19 protein-coding genes and 1 pseudogene are annotated in these 22,031 nt (G+C 52.6%); 5 read left to right on the plus strand and 15 right to left on the minus strand.

Going from position 1 to position 22,031, the window contains the following annotated elements; genetic code table 11:
• Nucleotides 1-13 precede the first annotated feature (13 nt).
• Complete coding sequence (locus tag BGL48_RS05910; protein ID WP_069361793.1) at nucleotides 14-913, plus strand: carboxylate/amino acid/amine transporter; 900 nt, start codon at nucleotides 14-16, stop codon at nucleotides 911-913.
• 158 nt (nucleotides 914-1,071) lie between these two features.
• Here the strand turns inward: BGL48_RS05910 and fre are convergent, their stop codons facing one another.
• From fre to trxA, 5 genes and pseudogenes are all read right to left on the minus strand, one after another.
• Entirely contained in the window at nucleotides 1,072-1,788 is a 717-nt protein-coding gene (fre, locus tag BGL48_RS05915) for an NAD(P)H-flavin reductase (protein WP_069361794.1), read from the minus strand.
• A 141-nt stretch (nucleotides 1,789-1,929) separates the two neighbouring features.
• Nucleotides 1,930-3,369, minus strand: a pseudogene (ubiD, locus tag BGL48_RS05920) (4-hydroxy-3-polyprenylbenzoate decarboxylase); the annotation flags it as partial.
• Nucleotides 3,370-3,443: 74 nt separating this feature from the next.
• Complete coding sequence (locus tag BGL48_RS05925) at nucleotides 3,444-4,463, minus strand: hypothetical protein (protein ID WP_141698061.1); 1,020 nt, start codon at nucleotides 4,461-4,463, stop codon at nucleotides 3,444-3,446.
• Nucleotides 4,464-4,599: 136 nt separating this feature from the next.
• A complete protein-coding gene (gene rho / locus BGL48_RS05930) occupies nucleotides 4,600-5,865 on the minus strand; it encodes a transcription termination factor Rho (protein ID WP_069361797.1) in 1,266 nt (421 codons plus the stop codon).
• A gap of 183 nt (nucleotides 5,866-6,048) precedes the next feature.
• Nucleotides 6,049-6,375 carry a thioredoxin TrxA gene (trxA, locus tag BGL48_RS05935; RefSeq protein WP_021022211.1) on the minus strand — a complete coding sequence of 109 codons (327 nt, stop codon included), beginning with the start codon at nucleotides 6,373-6,375 and terminating at the stop codon, nucleotides 6,049-6,051.
• A 112-nt stretch (nucleotides 6,376-6,487) separates the two neighbouring features.
• Here trxA and rhlB point away from each other — a divergent pair, with 112 nt between their 5' ends.
• Both rhlB and gppA read left to right on the plus strand, forming a co-directional pair.
• The gene (gene rhlB / locus BGL48_RS05940) at nucleotides 6,488-7,780 is read left to right on the plus strand and encodes an ATP-dependent RNA helicase RhlB (RefSeq protein WP_069361798.1); all 1,293 of its coding nucleotides are present in this window, start codon (nucleotides 6,488-6,490) and stop codon (nucleotides 7,778-7,780) included.
• A 30-nt stretch (nucleotides 7,781-7,810) separates the two neighbouring features.
• The gene (gene gppA, locus BGL48_RS05945; RefSeq protein ID WP_069361799.1) at nucleotides 7,811-9,325 is read left to right on the plus strand and encodes a guanosine-5'-triphosphate,3'-diphosphate diphosphatase; all 1,515 of its coding nucleotides are present in this window, start codon (nucleotides 7,811-7,813) and stop codon (nucleotides 9,323-9,325) included.
• Between the two features lie 67 nt (nucleotides 9,326-9,392).
• Here the strand turns inward: gppA and prlC are convergent, their stop codons facing one another.
• Nucleotides 9,393-11,435, minus strand: coding sequence for an oligopeptidase A (gene prlC, locus BGL48_RS05950; protein ID WP_069361800.1), 2,043 nt, complete (start codon nucleotides 11,433-11,435; stop codon nucleotides 9,393-9,395).
• Between the two features lie 281 nt (nucleotides 11,436-11,716).
• Between prlC and gorA the strand changes: the two genes are divergently transcribed.
• The gene (gene gorA / locus BGL48_RS05955; protein WP_069361801.1) at nucleotides 11,717-13,072 is read left to right on the plus strand and encodes a glutathione-disulfide reductase; all 1,356 of its coding nucleotides are present in this window, start codon (nucleotides 11,717-11,719) and stop codon (nucleotides 13,070-13,072) included.
• Nucleotides 13,073-13,158: 86 nt separating this feature from the next.
• On the opposite strand, the gene BGL48_RS05960 is transcribed toward gorA, so the two are convergent.
• The 4 genes from BGL48_RS05960 to BGL48_RS05975 form a co-directional block, all read right to left on the minus strand.
• On the minus strand, nucleotides 13,159-13,512 hold the full coding sequence (locus tag BGL48_RS05960) for an Hpt domain-containing protein (protein ID WP_141698062.1): 354 nt from the start codon (nucleotides 13,510-13,512) through the stop codon (nucleotides 13,159-13,161).
• Nucleotides 13,513-13,826: 314 nt separating this feature from the next.
• Nucleotides 13,827-14,093, minus strand: coding sequence for a hypothetical protein (locus BGL48_RS05965; RefSeq protein ID WP_069361803.1), 267 nt, complete (start codon nucleotides 14,091-14,093; stop codon nucleotides 13,827-13,829).
• Nucleotides 14,094-14,873 carry a class I SAM-dependent methyltransferase gene (locus BGL48_RS05970; RefSeq protein WP_069361804.1) on the minus strand — a complete coding sequence of 260 codons (780 nt, stop codon included), beginning with the start codon at nucleotides 14,871-14,873 and terminating at the stop codon, nucleotides 14,094-14,096.
• A gap of 35 nt (nucleotides 14,874-14,908) precedes the next feature.
• Nucleotides 14,909-18,058, minus strand: coding sequence for an ABC transporter substrate binding protein (locus tag BGL48_RS05975; RefSeq protein WP_255377340.1), 3,150 nt, complete (start codon nucleotides 18,056-18,058; stop codon nucleotides 14,909-14,911).
• A gap of 128 nt (nucleotides 18,059-18,186) precedes the next feature.
• On the opposite strand from BGL48_RS05975, the gene asnC reads away from it, so the two are divergent.
• The gene (gene asnC, locus BGL48_RS05980) at nucleotides 18,187-18,648 is read left to right on the plus strand and encodes a transcriptional regulator AsnC (RefSeq protein ID WP_069361805.1); all 462 of its coding nucleotides are present in this window, start codon (nucleotides 18,187-18,189) and stop codon (nucleotides 18,646-18,648) included.
• 74 nt (nucleotides 18,649-18,722) lie between these two features.
• Here the strand turns inward: asnC and hemB are convergent, their stop codons facing one another.
• The 5 genes from hemB to tatA all read right to left on the minus strand — a co-directional run bounded on the left by hemB (nucleotide 18,723) and on the right by tatA (nucleotide 22,016).
• Entirely contained in the window at nucleotides 18,723-19,775 is a 1,053-nt protein-coding gene (gene hemB, locus BGL48_RS05985) for a porphobilinogen synthase (protein ID WP_069361806.1), read from the minus strand.
• A gap of 68 nt (nucleotides 19,776-19,843) precedes the next feature.
• Nucleotides 19,844-20,626: a TatD family hydrolase gene (locus tag BGL48_RS05990; protein WP_069361807.1), complete on the minus strand. Its 783-nt coding sequence runs from the start codon at nucleotides 20,624-20,626 to the stop codon at nucleotides 19,844-19,846.
• Complete coding sequence (tatC, locus tag BGL48_RS05995; RefSeq protein WP_069361808.1) at nucleotides 20,623-21,372, minus strand: twin-arginine translocase subunit TatC; 750 nt, start codon at nucleotides 21,370-21,372, stop codon at nucleotides 20,623-20,625. The genes BGL48_RS05990 and tatC overlap by 4 nt, the downstream gene beginning before the upstream one ends.
• Before the next feature lie 38 nt (nucleotides 21,373-21,410).
• Complete coding sequence (tatB, locus tag BGL48_RS06000) at nucleotides 21,411-21,764, minus strand: Sec-independent protein translocase protein TatB (RefSeq protein ID WP_069361809.1); 354 nt, start codon at nucleotides 21,762-21,764, stop codon at nucleotides 21,411-21,413.
• A gap of 3 nt (nucleotides 21,765-21,767) precedes the next feature.
• On the minus strand, nucleotides 21,768-22,016 hold the full coding sequence (tatA, locus tag BGL48_RS06005; protein ID WP_069361810.1) for a Sec-independent protein translocase subunit TatA: 249 nt from the start codon (nucleotides 22,014-22,016) through the stop codon (nucleotides 21,768-21,770).
• Between the last annotated feature and the right edge of the window lie 15 nt (nucleotides 22,017-22,031).

Here is a 22,031-nt window from a genome sequence, read left to right on the forward strand (position 1 = left end):
AGGAACCGAAGTCATGGGGTATCTTAGCGGCGTCACACTGCTGTGGGCCTTTTCATTTAGCCTGATTGGCGTGTATCTCGCCGGCCAAGTGGACAGTTATTTTTCTGTGTTGATGCGTATTGTATTGGCTGGATTGGTGTTTTTGCCCTTTTTACGCCCTCGCCAAGTAAAACCAGCGTTTGCCGCCAAGCTGATGCTGGTCGGCGCCTTTCAACTCGGCATTATGTACTGCTTTTTCTATCAGTCCTTTTTATTTTTGTCGGTGCCAGAGGTGCTGCTGTTTACCGTCTTTACCCCGCTTTACGTCACCTTGATTTACGATGCCTTAAAACGCCAGTTTAGCGCTTGGTATCTGCTCACCGCCGCGATGGCGGTGCTCGGTGCCGTGGTGATCCGCTATGCCACCGTCAATCCTGACTTTTTAATCGGCTTTTTGGTGGTACAAGGGGCGAACCTTTGCTTTGCGATTGGCCAAGTCGGTTACAAGTACCTGCTTGAGAAAGAGCAAACTCAGCTGCCTCAACATGCAGTATTCGGCTGGTTCTATCTTGGCGCTTTAGTGGTGGGCATGCTGGCTTTCGCCTTGCTCGGCAACAGCAACAAGCTGCCCACGACACCCACCCAGTGGGGCGTATTAATTTATCTAGGCACCATCGCCTCAGGGCTGGGCTATTTCTTTTGGAATAAAGGCGCGACGCTGGTCAATGCGGGGGCGCTCGCGGTGATGAACAACGCTTTAATTCCAGCCGGGATTGTGGTCAATGTATTGATCTGGAACCGCGATGCGGATCTGCTGCCCTTACTCAGTGGCGGGGTACTGATTTTAGCCGCGCTGTGGTTTAACCAAACTTGGGTCAAGCGCCGCGTCGAGACCCAGCGGGGTGCCGCCCAGCGGGGTGCCGCCCAGCGGTAGGCCGCCCCGCGGAATGCCGCCCAAAGGGGTGCCGCCCAGCGATAGCACGCTCCACGTTAGGCCGTCCCACGGTGGGCCGTCCCAAAGCCTCAGTGACCCGAATGCAAAACAGGCAGGGAAGTCCCTGCCTGTTTACTTTCCCGAGAGCGAAGACTCACTCAGATAAAGGCAAACGCGTCTGAGTAGAGGTGATCACGGCTCACGCCCCGCTCTTTGCAGAACATGTCGCGCGCAACACCGGCCATTTCAAAACGGCCCGCGATGTAGATGTCATAAGCGCCGAGGCTAACAAAATCTTCCATCACCGCTTCTAACACATTGCCTACTTTGCCGCGCCACTCACCTTCGGCCTGCTCTACCACGGGCATGAAGGTAATATTATTGTGTGACTCAGCCAGAGCTTGCAGCTCGTCATGAGCATAGAGCTGACAAGGGGTACGGGCGCCCCAATAAATAAAGATTGGAGACTGTATTCCTTGGCTAATACAGTGATCGACCATGCTGCGCACGTAAGAAAACCCGGTACCGCCGGCAATCAACAATAAGGGGCGATGACTCTCACGCAACCAGGCATCACCGGCCGGTTCAGTGATTTCAAAGCTCGCTTCACCGCTTTCAAGCACGGCTTTGGCTTTTTCTACCACTTCCAAGGCAAACGGATTTTCGTCCGCCGCACCGACATGTAGCTCGAGTTCGGCACCATCTTCACGACATGGGCTACTCGCCAGCGAAAATGGGCGTTTATCTTTTTCGCCCATCACCGCCATCACGTATTGCCCTGGCTGGTAGCTTACCGCCTGCTGTGGCTTTAGGACAATGCGGTAGGTGTGACATGCCAACGGCTCAACGGCTGTCACTTCACATAGTATCGACATTCTGTTCCTCTGTTCGTTTTGCTACAGCCGATGAGGTTATAAGAAGCGGCATCACTACCGCCTTGGCTGTGTTTTATCGTTAACGGTGAATGCTAGCGCATTCCAATAGGATTAGTCTAAGATCCCTAATTCGTCCCAAATCGCGTCGACACGTGCGACGACCTCTGGGTCTTTCGCGATCGGTGTGCCCCACTCGCGATCGGTTTCTCCTTGCCATTTATTGGTGGCATCAAGGCCCATTTTCGAGCCCAGCCCCACTACAGGCGAGGCAAAGTCGAGTGAGTCGATAGGGGTATTGTCCACCATCACGGTATCGCGCGACGGATCCATACGCGTAGTAATCGCCCAGATCACGTCATTCCAATCACGCGCGTTGACGTCGTCGTCACACACTATCACAAACTTGGTGTACATGAACTGGCGCAAGAAGGACCACACTCCCATCATCACCCGCTTGGCGTGACCGGGATATTGTTTTTTCATGGTCACCACCGCCATGCGGTACGAGCAGCCCTCAGGCGGCAGATAAAAGTCGACAATCTCTGGGAACTGCTTTTGCAAAATCGGCACAAAGACTTCGTTCAGCGCCACGCCCAGTACCGCGGGCTCATCCGGTGGACGCCCCGTGTAAGTGCTATGATAAATCGGCTTTTTGCGCATGGTCAGATGCGTCACAGTGAACACATGGTGACGCTCAACCTCATTATAATAGCCGGTATGGTCGCCATAAGGGCCTTCGTCCGCGTACTCATTGGGGTCGATATAGCCTTCCATCACGATTTCCGCACTGGCCGGTACATCCAAGTCGTTGCTGATACACTTAGCCACTTCGGTTTTACTGCCCCGCAATAAGCCAGCAAATGCGTATTCCGACAAGGTATCCGGCACGGGTGTCACCGCGCCTAGAATGGTGGCAGGATCAGCGCCATAAGCCACGGTCACCGGAAAAGGCTCGTTGGGATGGGTTTGCATCCAATCATGCAAATCTAACGCGCCACCGCGATGAGCCAACCAGCGCATAATCACTTTGTTTTTGCCGATTTTTTGCTGACGATAAATGCCGAGGTTTTGCCGCTTTTTATTGGGGCCGCGGGTAATCGTCAGCCCCCAGGTCAGCAAGGGGGCGACATCCCCGGGCCAGCAGCGCATCACCGGAATCTTATCCAGATCGACCTCATCGCCGCTCAGCACCACTTCTTGGCAACGCGGACGACGCACGGTTTTAGCCGGCATATTAAGCACTTGCCGAAATACGGGCAGTTTATCGAGGGCATCACGAAAGCCTTTGGGTGGCTCTGGCTCTTTGAGATAAGCAAGCAATTTGCCCACGTCACGCAGCTCGAGCACGTCTTCTCGGCCCATGCCTAGGGCAACACGCTTAGGCGTACCAAATAGATTCGCCAGCACCGGAATGTCATAACCCACTGGGTTTTCGAATAACAGCGCCGGCCCGCCCGCTCGTAGGGTGCGGTCGCAAATCTCGGTCATCTCAAGATCGGGGTCAACCGGCTGGGTAATGCGTTTTAGCTCACCTTGCGCTTCAAGGTAGTCAATAAAATCGCGCAGATCGGAAAGTTTCATATCAGGCTCAACGGGTTAATGGTCGCCTCTATGATACCAAGTTAAGCGGTATCCGGATCGGTAAAGGCTCGACATTAGCGCGACGACAACGCAGATGCAATGTGCTGCTGCCCAAGCGGCCCTAACTGATCTTGCAAGCTACTCAACCAATCACCTTTACCCGCCTCCACCAGCAGCTGCGCCACTTGGTTGCCTTGTCGTAGCGACAGTTGTGTCTGCAGAAAATCGGCAACCGGCGCAGGCAGTGGCGATAAGTTGGCCAGCTGGCGAATCGCAGGTCCACGCAACGAGGGGTTGTCGGCCGCCGCCATCATCTGCTGCAGTGCAAAGGGTTCTGTACCGCGCGCGCGCAGCGCGTGCAAGGCCGCGAGGCTATACAAGTCCGTGCCTCGACGCCATAACCTTTCATACAGCGCGGGACGCTCAGTGGCTTGCGCCAATGCGGCTAAAATCGCATTGTCTGGCATCCACATTAAGGTCGGATCATTTAGGTACTGATCGGCTAGATACGCTAAACCATCGCCGTCATAGTCGGCGATCATGGTTACCAAGGCATCACGACGTTGGCGATAATCGGGTTGGTCGGGGTGAACCCAATCAGCAATGACTAGCTGGCGATAGCTTAATAGCATGCCTAGCTCTTGGGTTAATTGCTGCTGACGATAGCGATTAAGCTGCTTGCGCGCCGCGGCGGCGTAGTGGAATGCGGGCGTGGTCACCCAATAGCCGTCTTGTTGGTGACGTAACAGAAAGTGTGGCTGCTGCTGACTTAAGGTCACGAGATACTCGCGCCACTTGTCGTTATCAAGCCGCAATGGTGAGGAGAGCAGCCGATACAAGGTTGCCTCACGCGTCAGAGGAGGAAGCTGGCGAATGTGTGACTCAAGCGCATTGATATCGCCCTTGGCTTGGAGGGTAAAGGCAGTACGCATCGCATCCGCCGTACTCGCTTTATCTAACACTTGCTCGATAAAAGGCTGCGCCACGATTTGCCCATCGGCCGCTGGCGCGTTGGATGCCAAAACAGTGGGGGAAACAAAGCCCACTATCCCTAGGCATATCCCGACTAGCTTGATGCGAAAACGTCTTGCCATCCGTTGCAATCCTATCTTCGGTGCCACGCGTCCTGCGCCACCTTTCCTTGGTGACAATGATTGTGCGAGCTCAGTATCAACTGGGCAATAAAAAAGCACTGCGAATGCGCAGTGCTTAACATTATTACGTCATACGTTACGAGTTTTGCCGACGCATCGCATCAAAGAACTCATTATTGGTCTTGGACATCGCCAATTTACCAATCAAGAATTCCATGCCTTCCAGCTCACCCATTGGATGCACTATTTTGCGCAGAATCCACATTTTTTGTAGCTCATCGGGCTTGGTCAGTAACTCTTCACGGCGGGTACCAGAGCGGGTGAAATCAATGGCAGGGAAAACACGTTTTTCAGCAATCTTACGGGATAGGTGCAGTTCCATATTACCCGTGCCTTTAAACTCTTCGTAGATCACTTCATCCATCTTCGAGCCCGTGTCTACCAGCGCCGTGGCAATGATGGTCAGGCTGCCGCCTTCTTCTACATTCCGCGCTGCACCAAAGAAACGCTTGGGTCGGTGCAAGGCGTTGGCATCAACACCACCAGTCAATACTTTGCCTGATGATGGCACAACCGTGTTGTAAGCACGCGCCAGACGCGTGATCGAGTCGAGCAAGATAACCACGTCTTTTTTGTGCTCCACCAAACGCTTAGCTTTTTCGATAACCATTTCAGCCACTTGCACGTGGCGGTTCGCCGGCTCGTCAAAGGTTGAGGCAACCACTTCGCCTTGTACTAGGCGCTGCATTTCGGTCACTTCTTCCGGACGCTCGTCAATCAACAGCACCATCAATTCACAGTCTGGCTGGTTAAACGCGATGCTTTGCGCAATGTTTTGCAGCAACATGGTTTTACCCGCTTTGGGTGGTGCCACAATCAAGCCGCGCTGGCCTTTACCAATCGGCGAGGCTAAGTCGAGCACACGGGCAGTGATGTCTTCGGTAGAGCCGTTGCCGCGCTCCATCACCATACGTTCGCTGGCGTGCAAAGGCGTTAAGTTTTCGAAGAGGATTTTACTGCGGGCGTTGTCTGGTTTGTCGCTGTTAACTTGGTTAACTTTCAATAGCGCGAAGTAGCGCTCGCCGTCTTTCGGGGGACGAATTTTACCCGCGATGGTATCGCCTGTGCGCAGGTTAAAGCGGCGAATTTGGCTTGGCGACACATAGATGTCATCTGGGCCGGCCAAATACGAGCTGTCTGCGCTGCGCAGGAAGCCAAACCCGTCTTGAAGAATTTCCAGTACGCCATTGCCGAAAATATCTTCACCGCTTTTTGCGTGCTGTTTGAGGATCGAGAAAATGATGTCCTGCTTACGCAAGCGAGCCAGGTTTTCAAGTCCCATGCTTTCGCCAAGCGCAACCAGCGTCGAGACGGGTTGAGTCTTCAGTTCGGTAAGATTCATAGTGGTGAGTGTCTTGTTTGTCAAAATTGAGGTCTGAAATTAGTTAGCGTGTCGAGACCAGTGGTATGTTCGAGAGATGAACAGAAGTACAAATTCCGTGCAATAAGGTAGCACCTAAATGGGGTATCGTCTAGTTAGCAGAAAAACAACCGCCGCTGAGAGGCAGCGGCGGTTACTTTAGCATTACAGGTTGGCGTCAAGAAACTCTTTCAACTGAGTTTTTGACACTGCACCAACCTTGGTTGCTGCTACACTGCCATCTTTAAACAATAGCAGAGTTGGGATACCACGGATGCCGAACTTAGGCGGTGTACCTGCGTTCTGGTCGATGTTCAGTTTTCCGATGGTGACTTTACCTGCGTATTCTTCAGCAATTTCGTCCAGAATTGGCGCGATCATTTTGCAAGGTCCACACCATTCTGCCCAAAAATCTACCAACACAGGCCCTGCAGCTTTAAGAACGTCTGCTTCAAAGCTGTCGTCGGTTAGCTGCATAATTTTGTCGCTCATCTTCTACTCCAATACATGTTTTTGTTACTGGCTAAATTGCGACCAGTAAATTATGGGACTATTTGACTGGATTCGCTTCCGTATTGCAAGCCTAAGCTGATATTCTATCCGGATGAAAATGACGCATATCACAGAGCAGAAATTTGCCGAGCTCGGCTTGCACGCCGATGTTCTTAAAAGCTTGGAGGCCAAAGGGTTTACTCAATGTACCCCTATCCAAGCCTTGGCATTGCCGGTCCTGCTCACCGGCCAAGACATTGCAGGGCAGGCGCAAACGGGGACAGGCAAAACCCTGGCGTTCCTGGCTGCGACATTTCATCACCTCCTTACCACCGATGCCCCTGCATCGCGTAAAAAGAATCAACCGCGCGCCATCATATTAGCCCCTACGCGTGAATTAGCGATTCAGATCTATAACGATGCTGAGCCGCTGCTAGCCAATACGTCGATCAGCGCAGGCCTCGCCTATGGTGGCGAAGGTTATGACAAACAGCAACAGACCCTTGAGCAAGGCGTTGATATTTTAATCGGAACTTGCGGTCGAATCATTGATTTTTACAAAAAGAAAGTGATTGATTTGCATGGCATTCAAGCCGTGGTCCTCGATGAAGCTGATCGTATGTTTGATCTCGGTTTTATCAAAGACATTCGCTTTTTGTTTAACCGCATGCCCGCCCCCGCTCAACGCTTGAACATGCTGTTTTCGGCGACCTTGTCGTATCGTGTTCAAGAGCTGGCCTTCGAGCATATGACCAACCCAGAGCATGTGGTGGTGGAGCCAGAGCAAATTACTGGCCATCGCATCAAAGAAGAGTTGTTCCAGCCATCAAACAAAGAAAAGATGCCGCTGCTGCAAACCTTGATTGAAGAAGACTGGCCTGAACGCGCGATCATTTTTGCCAACACCAAGCATCGCTGCGAGTCAATTTGGGCCCATTTAGCCGCCGATAACCATCGTGTGGGTTTGCTCACCGGGGACGTGCCTCAGAAAAAACGGGTTAAAATCCTCGAGCAATTTACTAATGGCGAGTTGGATCTGCTAGTAGCGACCGATGTCGCGGCGCGCGGGCTGCATATTCCGCAAGTGACCCATGTGTTTAATTATGATCTGCCAGACGACGCGCAAGACTATGTCCATCGTATTGGCCGTACTGGGCGCGCGGGTGCCAGTGGCAGCTCCATTAGCTTTGCCTGTGAAGACTATGCGGTAAACCTGCCCGCGATCGAAGAGTACATCGAACACAGCATCCCGGTTAGCGAGTTCGACCGCAGTGCACTGCTTAAAGATTTGCCACCGCCTAAGAAAATGGCGAAGCGTCCCAATACGCAGCGTCGCAGTAACAACAATAAAGGGGGCGGAAACAACCGTAACCGCCAACGTCGTCGTCCACAAAAGTCGGCATAAGGTTTCACGACAGATAGGTCAGAGCGCATCATGAGTGGTCACGGACATCCCACATCGACCCCGTCGCTGTACGCCGCGATTGATTTAGGCTCCAACAGCTTTCATATGCTGGTGGTGCGCCAAGTGGCGGGTAGCGTGCAAACGCTCGCGAAAATTAAGCGAAAAGTTCGTCTTGCCGCTGGCATGGACAACCAACAACAGCTGAGCGACGAAGCCATGCAGCGTGGCTGGGATTGCTTAGCTTTGTTCGCCGAGCGTTTACAAGACTTCAACGCAGACAACATTCGTGTCGTCGCCACCGCGGCCCTGCGCCGCGCCAGTAACGCCGACGCGTTTTTAGCGAAAGCCAACACCCTGCTTGGCCATCCGATTGAAATCATCTCCGGGGAAGAAGAGGCGCGTACTATTTATCAAGGGGTGGCGCATACCTCTGGCGGAGCAGGCAAGCGCTTGGTGGTCGACATCGGTGGTGCCAGCACCGAGCTTATCATCGGTGAGCAGTTTGAGCCGACCGTGCTACAAAGCCTCAACATGGGCTGTGTCACCTTTTTAGAAGACTATTTTGCCGATCGGGTGCTCAATCAATCCGCCTTCGATACTGCGATTGCTGGCGCCAAAGCCGAATTAGCCCCGCTGATAGAGCAATATGGTGCGCTCGGTTGGGATTGCTGCGTCGGTGCCAGTGGCACCGTGCAAGCACTGCAAGAGATCATGGTCACCCAAGGCATGGATGAAGTGATCACGCTAGAGAAACTTCACCGGCTACGCGATCAAGCCATTGCCTGTGGGCAAATGGACGCGCTGGACATCGAAGGCTTGACCTTAGAGCGTGCACTGGTCTTTCCCAGCGGTTTATCAATACTGATCGCTATTTTCGAGTGTTTAGAGGTGACACGCATGACCTTAGCAGGTGGGGCTCTGCGCGAGGGGTTGGTTTATGAAATGATGACCGCGATGCGCCACAGTGATATTCGCGCCCGTACCATCGCCAGCATTCAATCCCGCTATCAGCTGGATGAAGCCCACGGTATTAATGTCGCCGATACCGCTCTCGAGCTGCTCAGCCAGTGTCCCGCGTTCTGGGTACCAGAGTCCGAAGCAAAAAGCTTGCTTCATGCTGCCGCCTGCGTGCATGAGATTGGCTTAAGCATTGGCTTTAAGCAAGATGGTGATCATGCCGCGTATTTAATCACCCATCTCGACCTGCCCGGCTTCACCCGAGCACAGAAGCAATTAGTCGCCACCTTGCTCCGCTACTACCGAGAGCAATTGGTGTTGATTGATGGCCAGCACGCGCTATCCACCACTAGCGCCAATCGTCTGTTGCGCCTACTGCGAATTGCGGTGATCTTATGCCATCGCCGTGATAGCCGCGTCCGACCGATGATAGCGCTCACCGCCGAGGAGGATGCCCTGACCCTCCACTTGGATACCACACTGCTCGAGGCCAGCCCCTTGCTCCGCGCAGAGCTAGAGCAAGAAGCCCTGCGCCAATCAAGCCTTGGATTACCCCTAGTCGTGCTCACTGACGAGCGTCGCGTCTAATCCCATCGGTGAATAAAAAGCCCGCACCAGTGATGATGCGGGCTTTTTTATGGAAGCGCTGACAACACTACGCTGTGGTGATCCCGCTATGACGCAGTAAGGCGTCAGGGCTTGGTTCACGCCCTCTAAAGCGCACAAACAAGTCTTTCGGTGCTTCACTGCCACCACGACTAAGAATATGATTCAGGAAGTCCTCGCCGGTGTCGCGGTTAAAGATCCCTTCTTCTTCAAAGCGCGAGTAAGCATCGCTCGACAACACCTCAGCCCATTTATAGCTGTAGTAGCCTGCGCTGTAGCCACCAGCAAAAATATGCCCAAAGGCGTGTGGGAAACGGTTCCACTCCGGGGTTGGCACGACAGAGACCTTCTCACGCACCGCACTGAGCGTTTCCATAATCCGAGGGCCCACCTCTGGGTCAAACTCGCTGAATAAACGGAAGTCGAATAGACTAAATTCGAGCTGGCGCAACATCCCCATCGCCGAGTTAAAGTTTTTAGCCGCCAGCATTTTTTCCAACATATCTTCCGGTAGGGCTTCCCCGGTTTGATAATGCCCCGAGATAAAGCTCAGTGCGTCTTGCTCCCAGCACCAGTTTTCTAAAAACTGGCTTGGTAGCTCAACCGCATCCCAAGGGACGCCATTGATCCCCGACACATCCGCCACATCGACTTGCGTCAGCATGTGGTGAATGCCATGGCCAAATTCGTGGAACAAAGTGACCACTTCGTCATGGGTAAACAGCGCCGGGTCATCGCCCACTGGCGGATTAAAGTTACAGGTTAGATACGCGACTGGCGTTTGAAGCTCGCCGTTCGCTTTGCGGCGACGGACACGACATTCATCCATCCATGCGCCGCCACGTTTGTTTTCACGTGCGTATAGATCAAGGTAGAAGCTGCCGCGCAGGGTGCCTTGGCTATCATGAATATCGTAAAAGCGCACACTGTCATGCCAGGTTTCAACACCTTTGCGCTCGGTAATGGTCATACCAAACACACGATGCATGACTTCGAACAAGCCAGAGAGGACACGTGCTTCGGGGAAATAAGGACGCAGCACTTCATCAGAGATGGTGTAACGGGCTTGCTTGAGTTTTTCACTGTAGTAAGGGATATCCCAAGGCTCGAGCACATCAACACCAAACTCTTCTTTAGCATAGGCTTTCACTTCCGCAAACTCTCGCTCACCTTGCGGACGCGCTTTATCAACCAGATCGTTTAAAAAGCCCATCACTTGGTCTGGGGTTTCCGCCATTTTGGTGGCCAGTGACAGCTCACTATAGTGATTAAAGCCGAGTAAACGCGCTAACTCATGCTTGAGGCGCAGCGACTCATTCATCAACTCAGTATTGTCCCACTGCCCCGCCTGCGGCCCACGATCAGAGGCGCGTGTGGTAAAGGCTTCATACATTTGTTGACGCAGCGCTCGGTTATCACAGTACATCATGACTGGCAGATACGAGGGGATATCCAACGTAAATAAGTAACCTGATTGCGACTTGCTCTCGGCTTGGGCTTTCGCCGCGTTGCGCGCCGACTCGGGTAACCCCGCTAATTCACTTTCATCGTTAATCAGCTTGCTCCACCCCATGGTGGCATCGAGCACATTGTTGCTAAACGATGATGACAGCTCCGACAGCCGCTTTTGAATGTCACCAAAACGGTGTTGCTGGTCGGCTGGAAGCGCAATCCCGGACAGCTCAAAGTCTTGTAACGCATCGTTAATCGCTTTTTGCTGCGCCACGTCGAGATCGGCAAACTCAGCACTGTCTTTCATCGCTTTGTATGCTTGGTATAAGCCTTTATGCTGACCACGCCAGGTAGAATATTCCGACAGCAACGCCAGGCAGCTCTCATACGCCTCGCGCAGTGGCTGACTATTGACCACCGCGTTCATGTGGCTGACCGGTGACCAGATGCGGCCAAGACGATCTTCCGCCTCGGTGACGGGCACACTCACCGTATCCCAGCTTGGTTGTTCGGCGGCCGCCGCGGTATCCACCGCTTGACGACAGTCAGCAATCGCGGCTTCCACTGCCGGCTTAACATGCTCAGGCTTAATCGCCGAAAACGGAGGTAAATCCTCAAATTGAAGTAGCGGGTTGGACATAATGCCTTCCTTTTTGCTACCAGACACTCACCCTATGAGGCCTGGAATATGAATGACAATCTGTATATGCCGTCTCTCTTTGCGCTTTTCAATCCCTCCCCATTTACCTGGGTGTATTACGAGCGTTACAAAATGATTCTGAGACTGCTGCCTCAGTGCCGGTTTGGTATGCTATGGCGCAATGGGTCAGAGAGGGTGGCTTTACAAGCGACGCCAAACACGACAAGCTGACCTCGATATCAATGCCAGAGGCACCCAGTGCCTATAAGATGGAGAAAGACATGGCAAAGCATTTCGACTACATCTGTATCGGTGGCGGCAGCGGCGGTATTGCCTCAGCCAACCGTGCTGCGATGCACGGTGCTAACGTCGCCCTTATTGAAGCAAAACACCTTGGCGGCACCTGCGTAAACGTAGGTTGTGTGCCTAAAAAAGTCATGTGGCATGGCGCCCAAGTCGCTGAAGCGCTTAACCTCTATGCATCAGACTACGGCTTTGATGTGGATGTAAAAGGCTTTAATTGGTCAACCTTAGTGGATAACCGTGAAGCCTACATCGGCCGTATTCACAACGCCTACGACAACGTACTGGGCAAAAATAATATCGATGTCATCCGTGGTTTTGCCCGCTTTGTCGACAACCACACGGTGGAAGTGGATGGCGAGCACTACACAGCCGATCATTTTTTGATCGCAGTAGGCGGCACGCCCACGATTCCAAATATTCCGGGGGCAGAATTAGGGATCGACTCCGATGGCTTCTTTGCCCTTCCCGAGCAGCCTAAACGCGTGGCCGTAGTCGGTGCCGGTTACATCGCGGTCGAAATCGCCGGTGTACTGCATGCCTTAGGCTCTGATACCCACTTGTTTGTGCGTAAAGATCGCCCACTGCGTACCTTCGACCCTATGGTGACCGACACCTTGGTCGAAGTGATGGAAAAAGAAGGCCCTACCCTTCACACCCAACATGTGCCCGTGTCGGTCACTGAAGAAAGTGATGGTAGCCTAACTCTGGCCTTTGAAAACGGCACCACCCACAACACGGACACCCTGATTTGGGCGATTGGCCGCCATCCGACCACGGATAAAATCAACCTCGGCGCGACCGACGTGCAGACCACGGCCGATGGCTACATCAAGGTTGACCCCTATCAGACCACCAGCGTCCCGCACATTCACTGTGTCGGTGATATTATGGATGGCGGGATTGAGCTGACGCCAGTCGCCGTCAAATCCGGACGCTTACTCTCAGAGCGTCTGTTTAACGGCCAAACGCATGCCAAAATGGACTATGATTTGGTTCCCACTGTCGTCTTTAGCCACCCGCCAATCGGCACCATTGGTTTGAGCGAGCCAGAGGCACGCGCCAAGTACGGCGATGATAACGTTAAGGTCTATACCTCCAGCTTTGCGGCCATGTACACCGCGGTTACTCAGCACCGTCAACCTTGTAAGATGAAACTAGTTTGCGCGGGCGATGAAGAAAAAGTGGTCGGTCTGCACGGTATTGGCTTTACCGTTGATGAAATGATTCAAGGTTTTGCGGTAGCGATGAAGATGGGCGCCACCAAAGCAGACTTTGATAGTGTGGTCGCGATTCACCCTACCGGGTCAGAAGAGTTTGTCACCATGCGCTAAACCGCATAAGACAGGCTGGTAATAAAACGCCGTGTCGACACACGGCGTTTTTTATAGGTCACTCGCGAGCATGATAAGACAGGCGACTAGTGAGTGAGTTGCGCGCAAAATCGTGCCAAGCCTTCTTTAACATCCGCTAACGCGGCAGCCGCTTGGTCAGCAGCCTCCTGCTTGGCCGCTTGCTCGAGCGTCAATGCTTGCTGATGCAGCTCTAGCGCGGCAAGGTTGCCCGCACTGCCTTTCATCTTATGTGCTTCGCGCGCCAAGGCGGTATAGTCGGCATTGGCAAGCTGCTTTTCCATGCTTGGCAGTTGTTGCTCACTTTCTTCAACAAAAATACTGCAAGCCTCATCAAGAAGCGCCGGGCTATCCATTAGCCGGCTTAAGGCTTCTTCTTTATCCCAAACCGATACGTCGGCTTTTCCTTGATTGACACTCATGATGGACCCTTTGTACTGATAGACCGATGTGCCACGAGGGCGGATTGATGGCTTTGCCACCACCTTGTTTCTAATCGTTACTAAGCTTAACTGTCTACGTCTAGCACATTGAGAATGTGGCTAAACTCAGGCTCAATCATGCTCGCTTTTCCCCCAATTCATAACAAAGAAGTGAGTGCAGAACATGATGGATATGTTGCCTTGGCTAATCGTTTCTGGCCTGATCATCTCAGTCATTACCGGACTGCTGACCGTACTGATGGTCAAAGGCCTCGACTAAGCCCGCTAAGGCTCCCTAGTTCGCTATGGAGCCTTTATTTTTCCTTCCGTTTTTTCGCTTTCTTTTTTTCTTTGTTCGCTTTTTTACCCTTTTTATCTTTCTTGTCCGCTTTATTCTTGGCTTTTTGCGCTTTTTTAGTGCTTTCACTGGCAAGAGGCACAGGGCGACAGAGGTAGCCTTTTTCACTGGCGACTCGCGCACACTTACTGCAAGCCGCTCGCGGTGGCGTGGTAATCGATGCTAACGCACTTAAGTTGGCCTCTACCTCACCCCGTCGCCACTTACACAAAGACTTCGCCATTTACGCCCCCGCACTTAACGCTGCGTTGATGTACATGTCAAAGCGGTTTTTCTTGGTAGTAATACTAGAGTGTGGTGGCGTTGCCGCCAAGGGCTCAGCATAATCTGGACGCTTCACCACTACGCGGCTGCGCGCGAGCTGGCACGCAGGCGCTAACAAGGCATCGGCGTCCATGTCAGCGCCCACCAAAGCCTGGAAAACACGCATTTCTTTTTTCACCAACGCGGTTTTTTTCTTGTGCGGATACATGGGGTCTAAGTAGATCACATCAGGTCGTTGCAGCCCGGGAGTCTGTGCCATATCAGTGAGTGCTTGCGCACTACTGGCATGCAGCAGTGTCATCCGTGATTGCATCCAGGTACCAATCTCAGTGTCTTGATAGGCGCGCTGTAACCCATCATCGAGCAGCGCCGCGACCACTGGATGCCGCTCAATCATCTGCACCTGACAGCCTAAGGATGCTAATACAAACGCATCACGCCCCAAGCCAGCCGTGGCATCCAACACCCGTGGCGTGACCCCTTTGTTGAGCCCCACCGCCTTGGCAATGGCTTGCCCTTTGCCACCGCCGAACTTACGCCGATGGCCGACCGCACCGCCAACAAAGTCCACATACACAGCGCCTAACTTAGGCTCATCCTGTTTGCGCAGCTCAAGGCGTGTCGCGGTCATGATCAACGCAAATGACGAATCAGGTGTGTGTGTCAGTGACCACTTTCTTTTTAATCCCTCAAATTGCTCGGATTTGTCAGGGGCGTCGCAAATCAAACTGAGTTGCACATTGGCTCTCCGCGGCTGGTTATGCGCCGAGTATATCAGAGATGGATTTTTTCCTTCATCGTCTCTCGACGTGCCGACCAATTTTTTACCTGCTCACCCAAGGGCGTGGGTACGCTAAAGTGATAGCCTTGGGCATAATCGACATCCAATGCGCGCAGTTTATTGAGAATATGTGCATTTTCCACAAACTCCGCCACGGTTTGTTTCCCCATTTGCTTGGCCAGATCATTAATGGCTTTCACCATCGCATAATCGGTGTCATCGGTGGCGATATCGCGAATAAATTGACCATCGATCTTAATGATATCGACCGGCAAGCGCTTCAAGTATCCAAACGACGAAATCCCCGCGCCAAAGTCATCCAAGGCAATCACGCACCCCAAGGCTTTTAGCTGCGAGAAAAGCTCGATCGCACTGCTCATGTTGGTAATAGCCGCGGTTTCAGTGATCTCCAGACAGATGCACTCGCTAGGCACTTGGGTTTGCTTAATCGCGGCGATTAAGAAGGTGACAAAATCCTTTTGAGTGATCGACCGTCCCGACAGGTTAATCGACACTTTACCCAGCTTAGCAATCTGATCCGGGTGGGCATCAAACCACGCTAGGGTTTTGGTCACCACCACGGTGTCCAGTTGATGCGCCATGTTGTAACGTTCGGCCGCTGGGATAAACATGCTCGGCGGCAACCAACCGCCTTGGGTATCGCGCATCCTTACCAAGGCTTCAATGTAGAGCGTATCTTGCCTACCCGGTCGAATATCGACGATCTGCTGTGCATAGATATCAAAGCGGTCGTGGGCAATGGCATCATGAATGTGGCTGACATACGCCATTTCTTGCTCGCGACGTTGCAGCTCTTCATCATCCGGGTGATAAAGATGTAAACGGTTACGCCCTTCGTCTTTGGCGGCATAGCAGGCGGTATCCGCTTGCGCATGCACTTGCTGCGGCGAACCGGCGGTGCGATCCAGAAGGCGAATACCCAATGAGCATGCTAAGCGCATACGGCTGCCGTGCCAGAAAAACTCACTGTCCGCCAAGATTGCCAGGAGTTGGTGCCCCCAAGTCAGCGCGCGTTCCGCCGAGTGATGATAGGCAATCACGCCAAATTCATCGCCCCCGAGTCGCGATAAGACCGCCCCTGTTGGCAGATGTTGCTGGATAATCTGCGCCACTTGTTTGAGCGCCTCGTCCCCTGCTTCATGTCCGGCGGTGTCGTTAATCAGCTTAAATTGATCCATATCGATGTAGTACATCGCGTGACACTGATCTTCCTCTCGCGCTTGTAACAGCGCGGCGGCGAGTTTTTGCTCAAAATAGCTACGATTATACAGCCCTGTTAAGTAGTCGTGATGGGCTTGATAGGTCAGCTGGTTTTCCATTTCTCGATGCGCAGTGATGTCTTCGCCCACCACCAGCAACTGCGTCTGATTATGCATCGCGCGCACGGTTTCACGCACCCACAAGGTATGACCATTGCCGGCACGATACGGGATCTCACGCCGCCATACCTGCTCTTGGTTGTTGTGATCGCGTTTAATCATTCGATGGGGAGGCACTTGATGCTCGACATATAAAGTGGTGATCTTGTGCCCTAATAAGGCGGCTTTGTCATAACCAAACAGATCAGCGGCATACTGATTGAGCGATTGAATACGTGCTTGGTAATCAATGGTTAATAGAATCACAGGCTGCTGTTCATACAACATGCGGTATTCAATTTCGCTTCGTTGTAGCTTCTCTTCGGTTTGTTTGCGCTGGGTAATATCACGGGCCTCTAACAGGACGCGCCGTTGGCCATTTTCGCTGGGAAACCCCTTGACCGCTACATCCAAGATCACCTCACGATGCGCTTCACTGAGGCAAAGCTCAAACCGTCGAGGCTGGGAGAAATCGGTAAGCTTGAGGTACTCCTCCAGGCGGGCGGGGTTACGCCAAATCGGCCAAAACCACAAAGGCCGCCCACGATAAGGGTGACTCACGCTGATTAATTGGTTAAAACTGGCATTGCCTGAGACCAAGATCCCGTTCTCATCCAACAGCGCAATAAACTGGTTACTTTGATCAAAAATGCCTTTAAGCATCGCTCGGTGGCGCTTTAACGCTGACTCACTGCGGCGTAACTGGCGAATATTGGCACCGAGCATGGCAATCACGCTTCCCAATACCAACACCGCCAATGCCACGGCTTGAAACGCAACTTGGTGCTTTAGCCACAGCGGCTGAGGCTTATTGATCACCACAGCGTCTTCGATAGCGCTCACATCCACGCCCCAATCTTTCAGCGCCGGGTAATCGAATAACATCAGGTTAGTACTGTCTCGCTCAGGGGGAAGCTTGCCTGCCAGTACATCCAACAGCAGTTGACCTTGGTGCTGACCTTGAGTTTTTCCATCGATGACAATGCCCCCGATCACGCCCTGACCCAACATAAAGCTCATCGCACCATAAATTGGCACGGGCGCGTTTTGGATCAGTGAGTTGATGCCACTGAGCCTATCGAGAAAGGTGCCATTTTTATCGCGAAAGTAGGATAAATAATATACCGCCTCGCCCGGCTGCATCGCTTGAATGCGGTCATGCAACGCTTGGAAAGAGAGGCTAGATAGCCTGACAACCTCAACACCCGCGTTACCATCGTTTCTCAGCTGAGCCTTCACCACATTCCAATACTGACGACTGGAAAAGGTCTCATCGAGCAGTACGTACACCCGCTTTAAATCTGGGTGTAAGCGCTTCATTAACGACAAGTTGCGCGGTAAGTCTATTTCTTCTTTCACCCCAGTGACCTTGGGCAACAAGGGGTAGTGTTGGCGACCAAAGTTATTGAGCCCCGCATACACCACCGGTGTCTCTCCCACGTATTCATGCAGCTCATGGATGAGCCAGAGTGCGGCATTATCCGTGGTGAGAATGGCATCAAAATCATGGTTGGTCAGTTTATGGATATAAACATCTTTAAGCTGTTCGCGATAGGCATCCGATTGGTAGCGTTTACTTTCTAGGTAGGAATGCTGGAAGGCGATCTCTTCGCCTTGTGTCGCCGTTTCCAACCCTTCAACCAACGCCTGATTCCAAAAGAAGCCAGGATGATAGGAATGCACCACCAGCACATCTTTTTGTGCGGCATTGACGCTACTGGCGATAAGCAGTAATAAACCACCGAAAATGTATCTGATCCCCACATCCCCTTCCTGTTGGTTTGTTGGTATCTCGCTAAACAACGCGATACCCTACATTAGGCGTTAACGAAGTGGCTAAGCAACCGCGTTAACGAAAAGTCTGGCCATGCTATAACAAAAAGACTAAAACAATGAACGAGTTGCCAAAATTAGATGACCTAGATCGTCGTATTCTCTCTACCCTGTTGGATGATGCACGCGTCCCTTACGCAGAAATGGCCAAGCGCTTTAATGTCAGTCCCGCCACAGTTCACGTGCGGGTTGAGAAAATGAAAGCTGCGGGCATCATCGAAGGCACGGAAATATTGGTCAATACCAAAAAACTCGGCTACGACGTGTGCTGCTTTATCGGTATCAACCTTAAAGCGGCGCGGGATTACCACTCGGCGCTGGACAAACTCAATCAGCTCGAGGAGGTAGTAGAAGCCTACTACACCACGGGGGCCTATAATATTTTCGTTAAGCTCATGTGTCGCTCTATCGAAGAATTACAGTTTGTGTTGATTGACAAGCTACAAGCCATCGACGAAGTGCAATCCACCGAAACACTGATCTCACTACAGAACCCCATTAATCGCAATGTGATCCCTTGAACTTTGTGGGGTTATCCTGGGCAGGCTAAAAAAACGCCCTTGCTCGGGGCAAGGGCGCTGTCATAAAAGGAGAGTTAACCGACCGTCTCTTCCGGTCTGGGAGGCAAAGTAGCGCCAGCGTCTTCCGCTAACCACTCGGCCACTTGCTTAGCAAAGTAAGTCAGGATGCCATCGGCCCCCGCACGCTTAAAGCACAATAATGACTCCATCACCGTCTCGCGCTCTTTTAGCCAACCATTATCGATTGCCGCTTTGTGCATCGCATATTCACCCGATACTTGGTAAGCAAAGGTTGGCACCTTAAGCTCATTTTTTACCCGGCGTACCACATCCAAATACGGCATCCCGGGTTTAACCATCACGGTATCCGCCCCTTCAGCAATATCCATCGCCACTTCGTGCAAGGCTTCATCACTGTTGGCCGGATCCATTTGATAGTTGGCCTTGTTACCGCCTTTCAGATTCGCCGCCGAGCCTAATGCATCGCGAAACGGGCCATAGTAATTGGACGCATACTTGGCAGAGTACGCCATGATCTGGGTATTGATATGACCATTGGCTTCCAACGACTCACGAATACGACCAATTCGTCCATCCATCATGTCAGAAGGCGCGACAATATCGACACCCGCTTCGGCATGAGATAGGGCTTGTTTGATCAGTACCTCGGTGGTGGGCTCGTTCATCACATAGCCGTCTTCATCAATGATCCCATCTTGGCCGTGCACTGTGTAAGGGTCCAGCGCCACATCGGTGATCACGCCCATTTGCGGCACATGCTCTTTGAGTAAGCGCACCGCGCGTGGCACTAACCCTTCGGGGTTAAATGCCTCTGAGGCACAGCTGGTTTTAAACTCTTTCGGGATCACAGGAAACAGGGCAATGGCAGGGACACCTAGCTTGGCCAGGTAATCCGCTTCATGGAGCAATAAATCAATCGAGAGTCGCTCGATGCCGGGCATGGATGCCACTGGCTCACGACGATTCTTACCCATGAGCACGAAGATTGGGTAAATCAAATCGCTTGCGGACAATGAATGTTCCGCCACCATACGGCGGCTAAAGTCAGTTTTGCGTGTACGACGCAGGCGTCGAGCAGGAAAGGCGCCTTGAATGGATACGGTCACTGTATCCTCCTTTAAGTTGCAGACCTGGGCTTTGGGGCAGCGAACTGCCTCGTGTAGTGTTCACCCAGTCACTGAATAGAAAAGCAGCGCTGAGTGTTTTTTATTGTACAATCAATAATATGTTCGACAGGCTGTTGGCGCAATCGTGCCACTGTTTGGGCAATGTGTGGCAAATATTTCGGCTCATTGCGACTGCGCTTAGGTCGCGGCCGTATATCGCGAGGCTGCAAATACGGTGCATCGGTTTCTATCATCAGCCTATCATCGGGCAACCAGCTTACCTGTTGCTGCAGCTGCTGTCCGCGGCGCTCGTCGCATAGCCACCCCGTCACCCCTATATATAAGCCGGCATCGAGGCAATCGCGCAGTGCACGGTCATCGCCAGTAAAACAATGCAGTACCGCTGCGGGCAGTTTGTCGAGCCATGGCCGCAAAATGGCGAACCAGCGATCGTGGGCATCACGACAGTGCATAAACACTGGCATCGACAACTCAGCCGCTAGCGCAAGCTGCGCCTCGAACACCGCTTCTTGTTGCGGCCGCGGCGAAAAGTCCCGATTGAAATCGAGCCCACACTCACCGATCGCCACCACCTCGGGACGCTGCGCTAATTGCTGAATAGCGCTTAAATCTGTCGCCTCGACCGATTTGGCATCATGCGGATGAATCCCCGCTGTGGCATAGGCAAAACCAGGATAAGACCTCGCTAGCGCGGCCGCCGCTTGGCTTTCTTCAACACTGGTGCCGGTCAGAATCATGCCAGTGACACCCGCCTGTTTGGCATCAGCCACCACGGTGTCTCTGTCTTGATCAAACCGTGTGCTGGTCAGATTGACACCAATATCGATCATTCGCTGGCCTCCTCGGATTCTGATTTTTCACGTGGGACGTAAAAACGCGACAGCACCACGCCCAGCTCGAACAGCAAGCACATAGGAATGGCCAGCAGGGTTTGTGAAATCATATCCGGTGGTGTCAGCATCATCCCCACCACAAACGCAGCCACAATCACATAAGGCCGCTTGCGGGTTAAGCTTTGTGCCGTAGTCGCGCCTGTCCACACCAGCAGTATAATCGCGATAGGGATCTCAAAGGCAATCCCAAAGGCGAGGAAAAGCGCCAAGATAAAGTCGAGATAACTGGCAATATCGGTTGCCACTTGCACCCCTTCTGGCGCGATAGAGGTGAAAAAGCCAAAGACCAATGGCAGCACAACCCAATACGCAAACGCCACGCCCGCGTAAAACAGCAATGAACTGGAAACCAAAAGCGGCATCACCAACCGCTGTTCGTGCTTATAGAGGCCGGGGGCCACGAACGCCCAGATTTGGTACAGCACCACAGGGATGGCCACGAATACCGATATCACTAGCGTAAGCTTAATGGGGGTAAAAAAGGGTGAGGCCACATCGGTGGCGATCATGCTCGCCCCTTCGGGCAATTTGTCGATCAGCGGTTGAGCTATCAGACTGTAAATATCATTGGCGAAATACACCAAGCAGGCAAACACCACCAAGATGGCGATAATTGCGCGCAGCAGGCGGTTGCGAAGCTCCATCAAGTGGCTGATAAGAGGCTGAGTATCGTTTACAGACATAGTGGTTTGTTCATCGAAAACATAAAGCGTCGGGCTCGTTATCGCTTATCCGTTGATGGCGCATCGTCGCCTTCATCTGGGTGATGAGAAGCAGGTGATGCTGCATAAGGGCGTTGTACATCCGCCGCGCGTTGACGTAGGGTGTCGACCGACTCTTGTAACTCAGGTGACAAATCTTTCATCCCCGCTTGTTCGGCCTTATGTAAGTTGTCCTGGAGCTCTTTGAGTTTGAGCTCTTGCTCAAGCTCATCACGGACGGAGCCTGCCATCCGTTTCGCCGCCCCCACCCAGCGCGACACATTGCGTATCGCGACCGGTAATCGCTCCGGGCCAAGCACCACGAGGCCAATAATGGCAATCAGCACTAGCTCCCAGAAACCAATATCAAACACGGCTTACACCTGCTCTTTATCTTTGCGCGCTTGCTCTTTTTTCGACGCGTCGCTATCGCTGCTATCCAACGACTGCTGCTGAAAATCCGCATCTTTGTCAGTGGTCTTTGCGTCGTCATCGTTCATCGCTTTTTTAAAGCCTTTGACCGCCGAGCCAAGATCGCCGCCCATGTTGCGCAGCTTCTTAGTGCCAAATAACAACACCACAATCACCGCAATGATCAGCAACTGCCAAATACTAATTCCACCCATACCGGTTCCCTTTCT

Origin of the sequence: Salinivibrio sp. SS3 (assembly GCF_001722105.1) — a bacterium.
GTDB classification, from domain to species: Bacteria; Pseudomonadota; Gammaproteobacteria; order Enterobacterales; family Vibrionaceae; genus Salinivibrio; species Salinivibrio kushneri.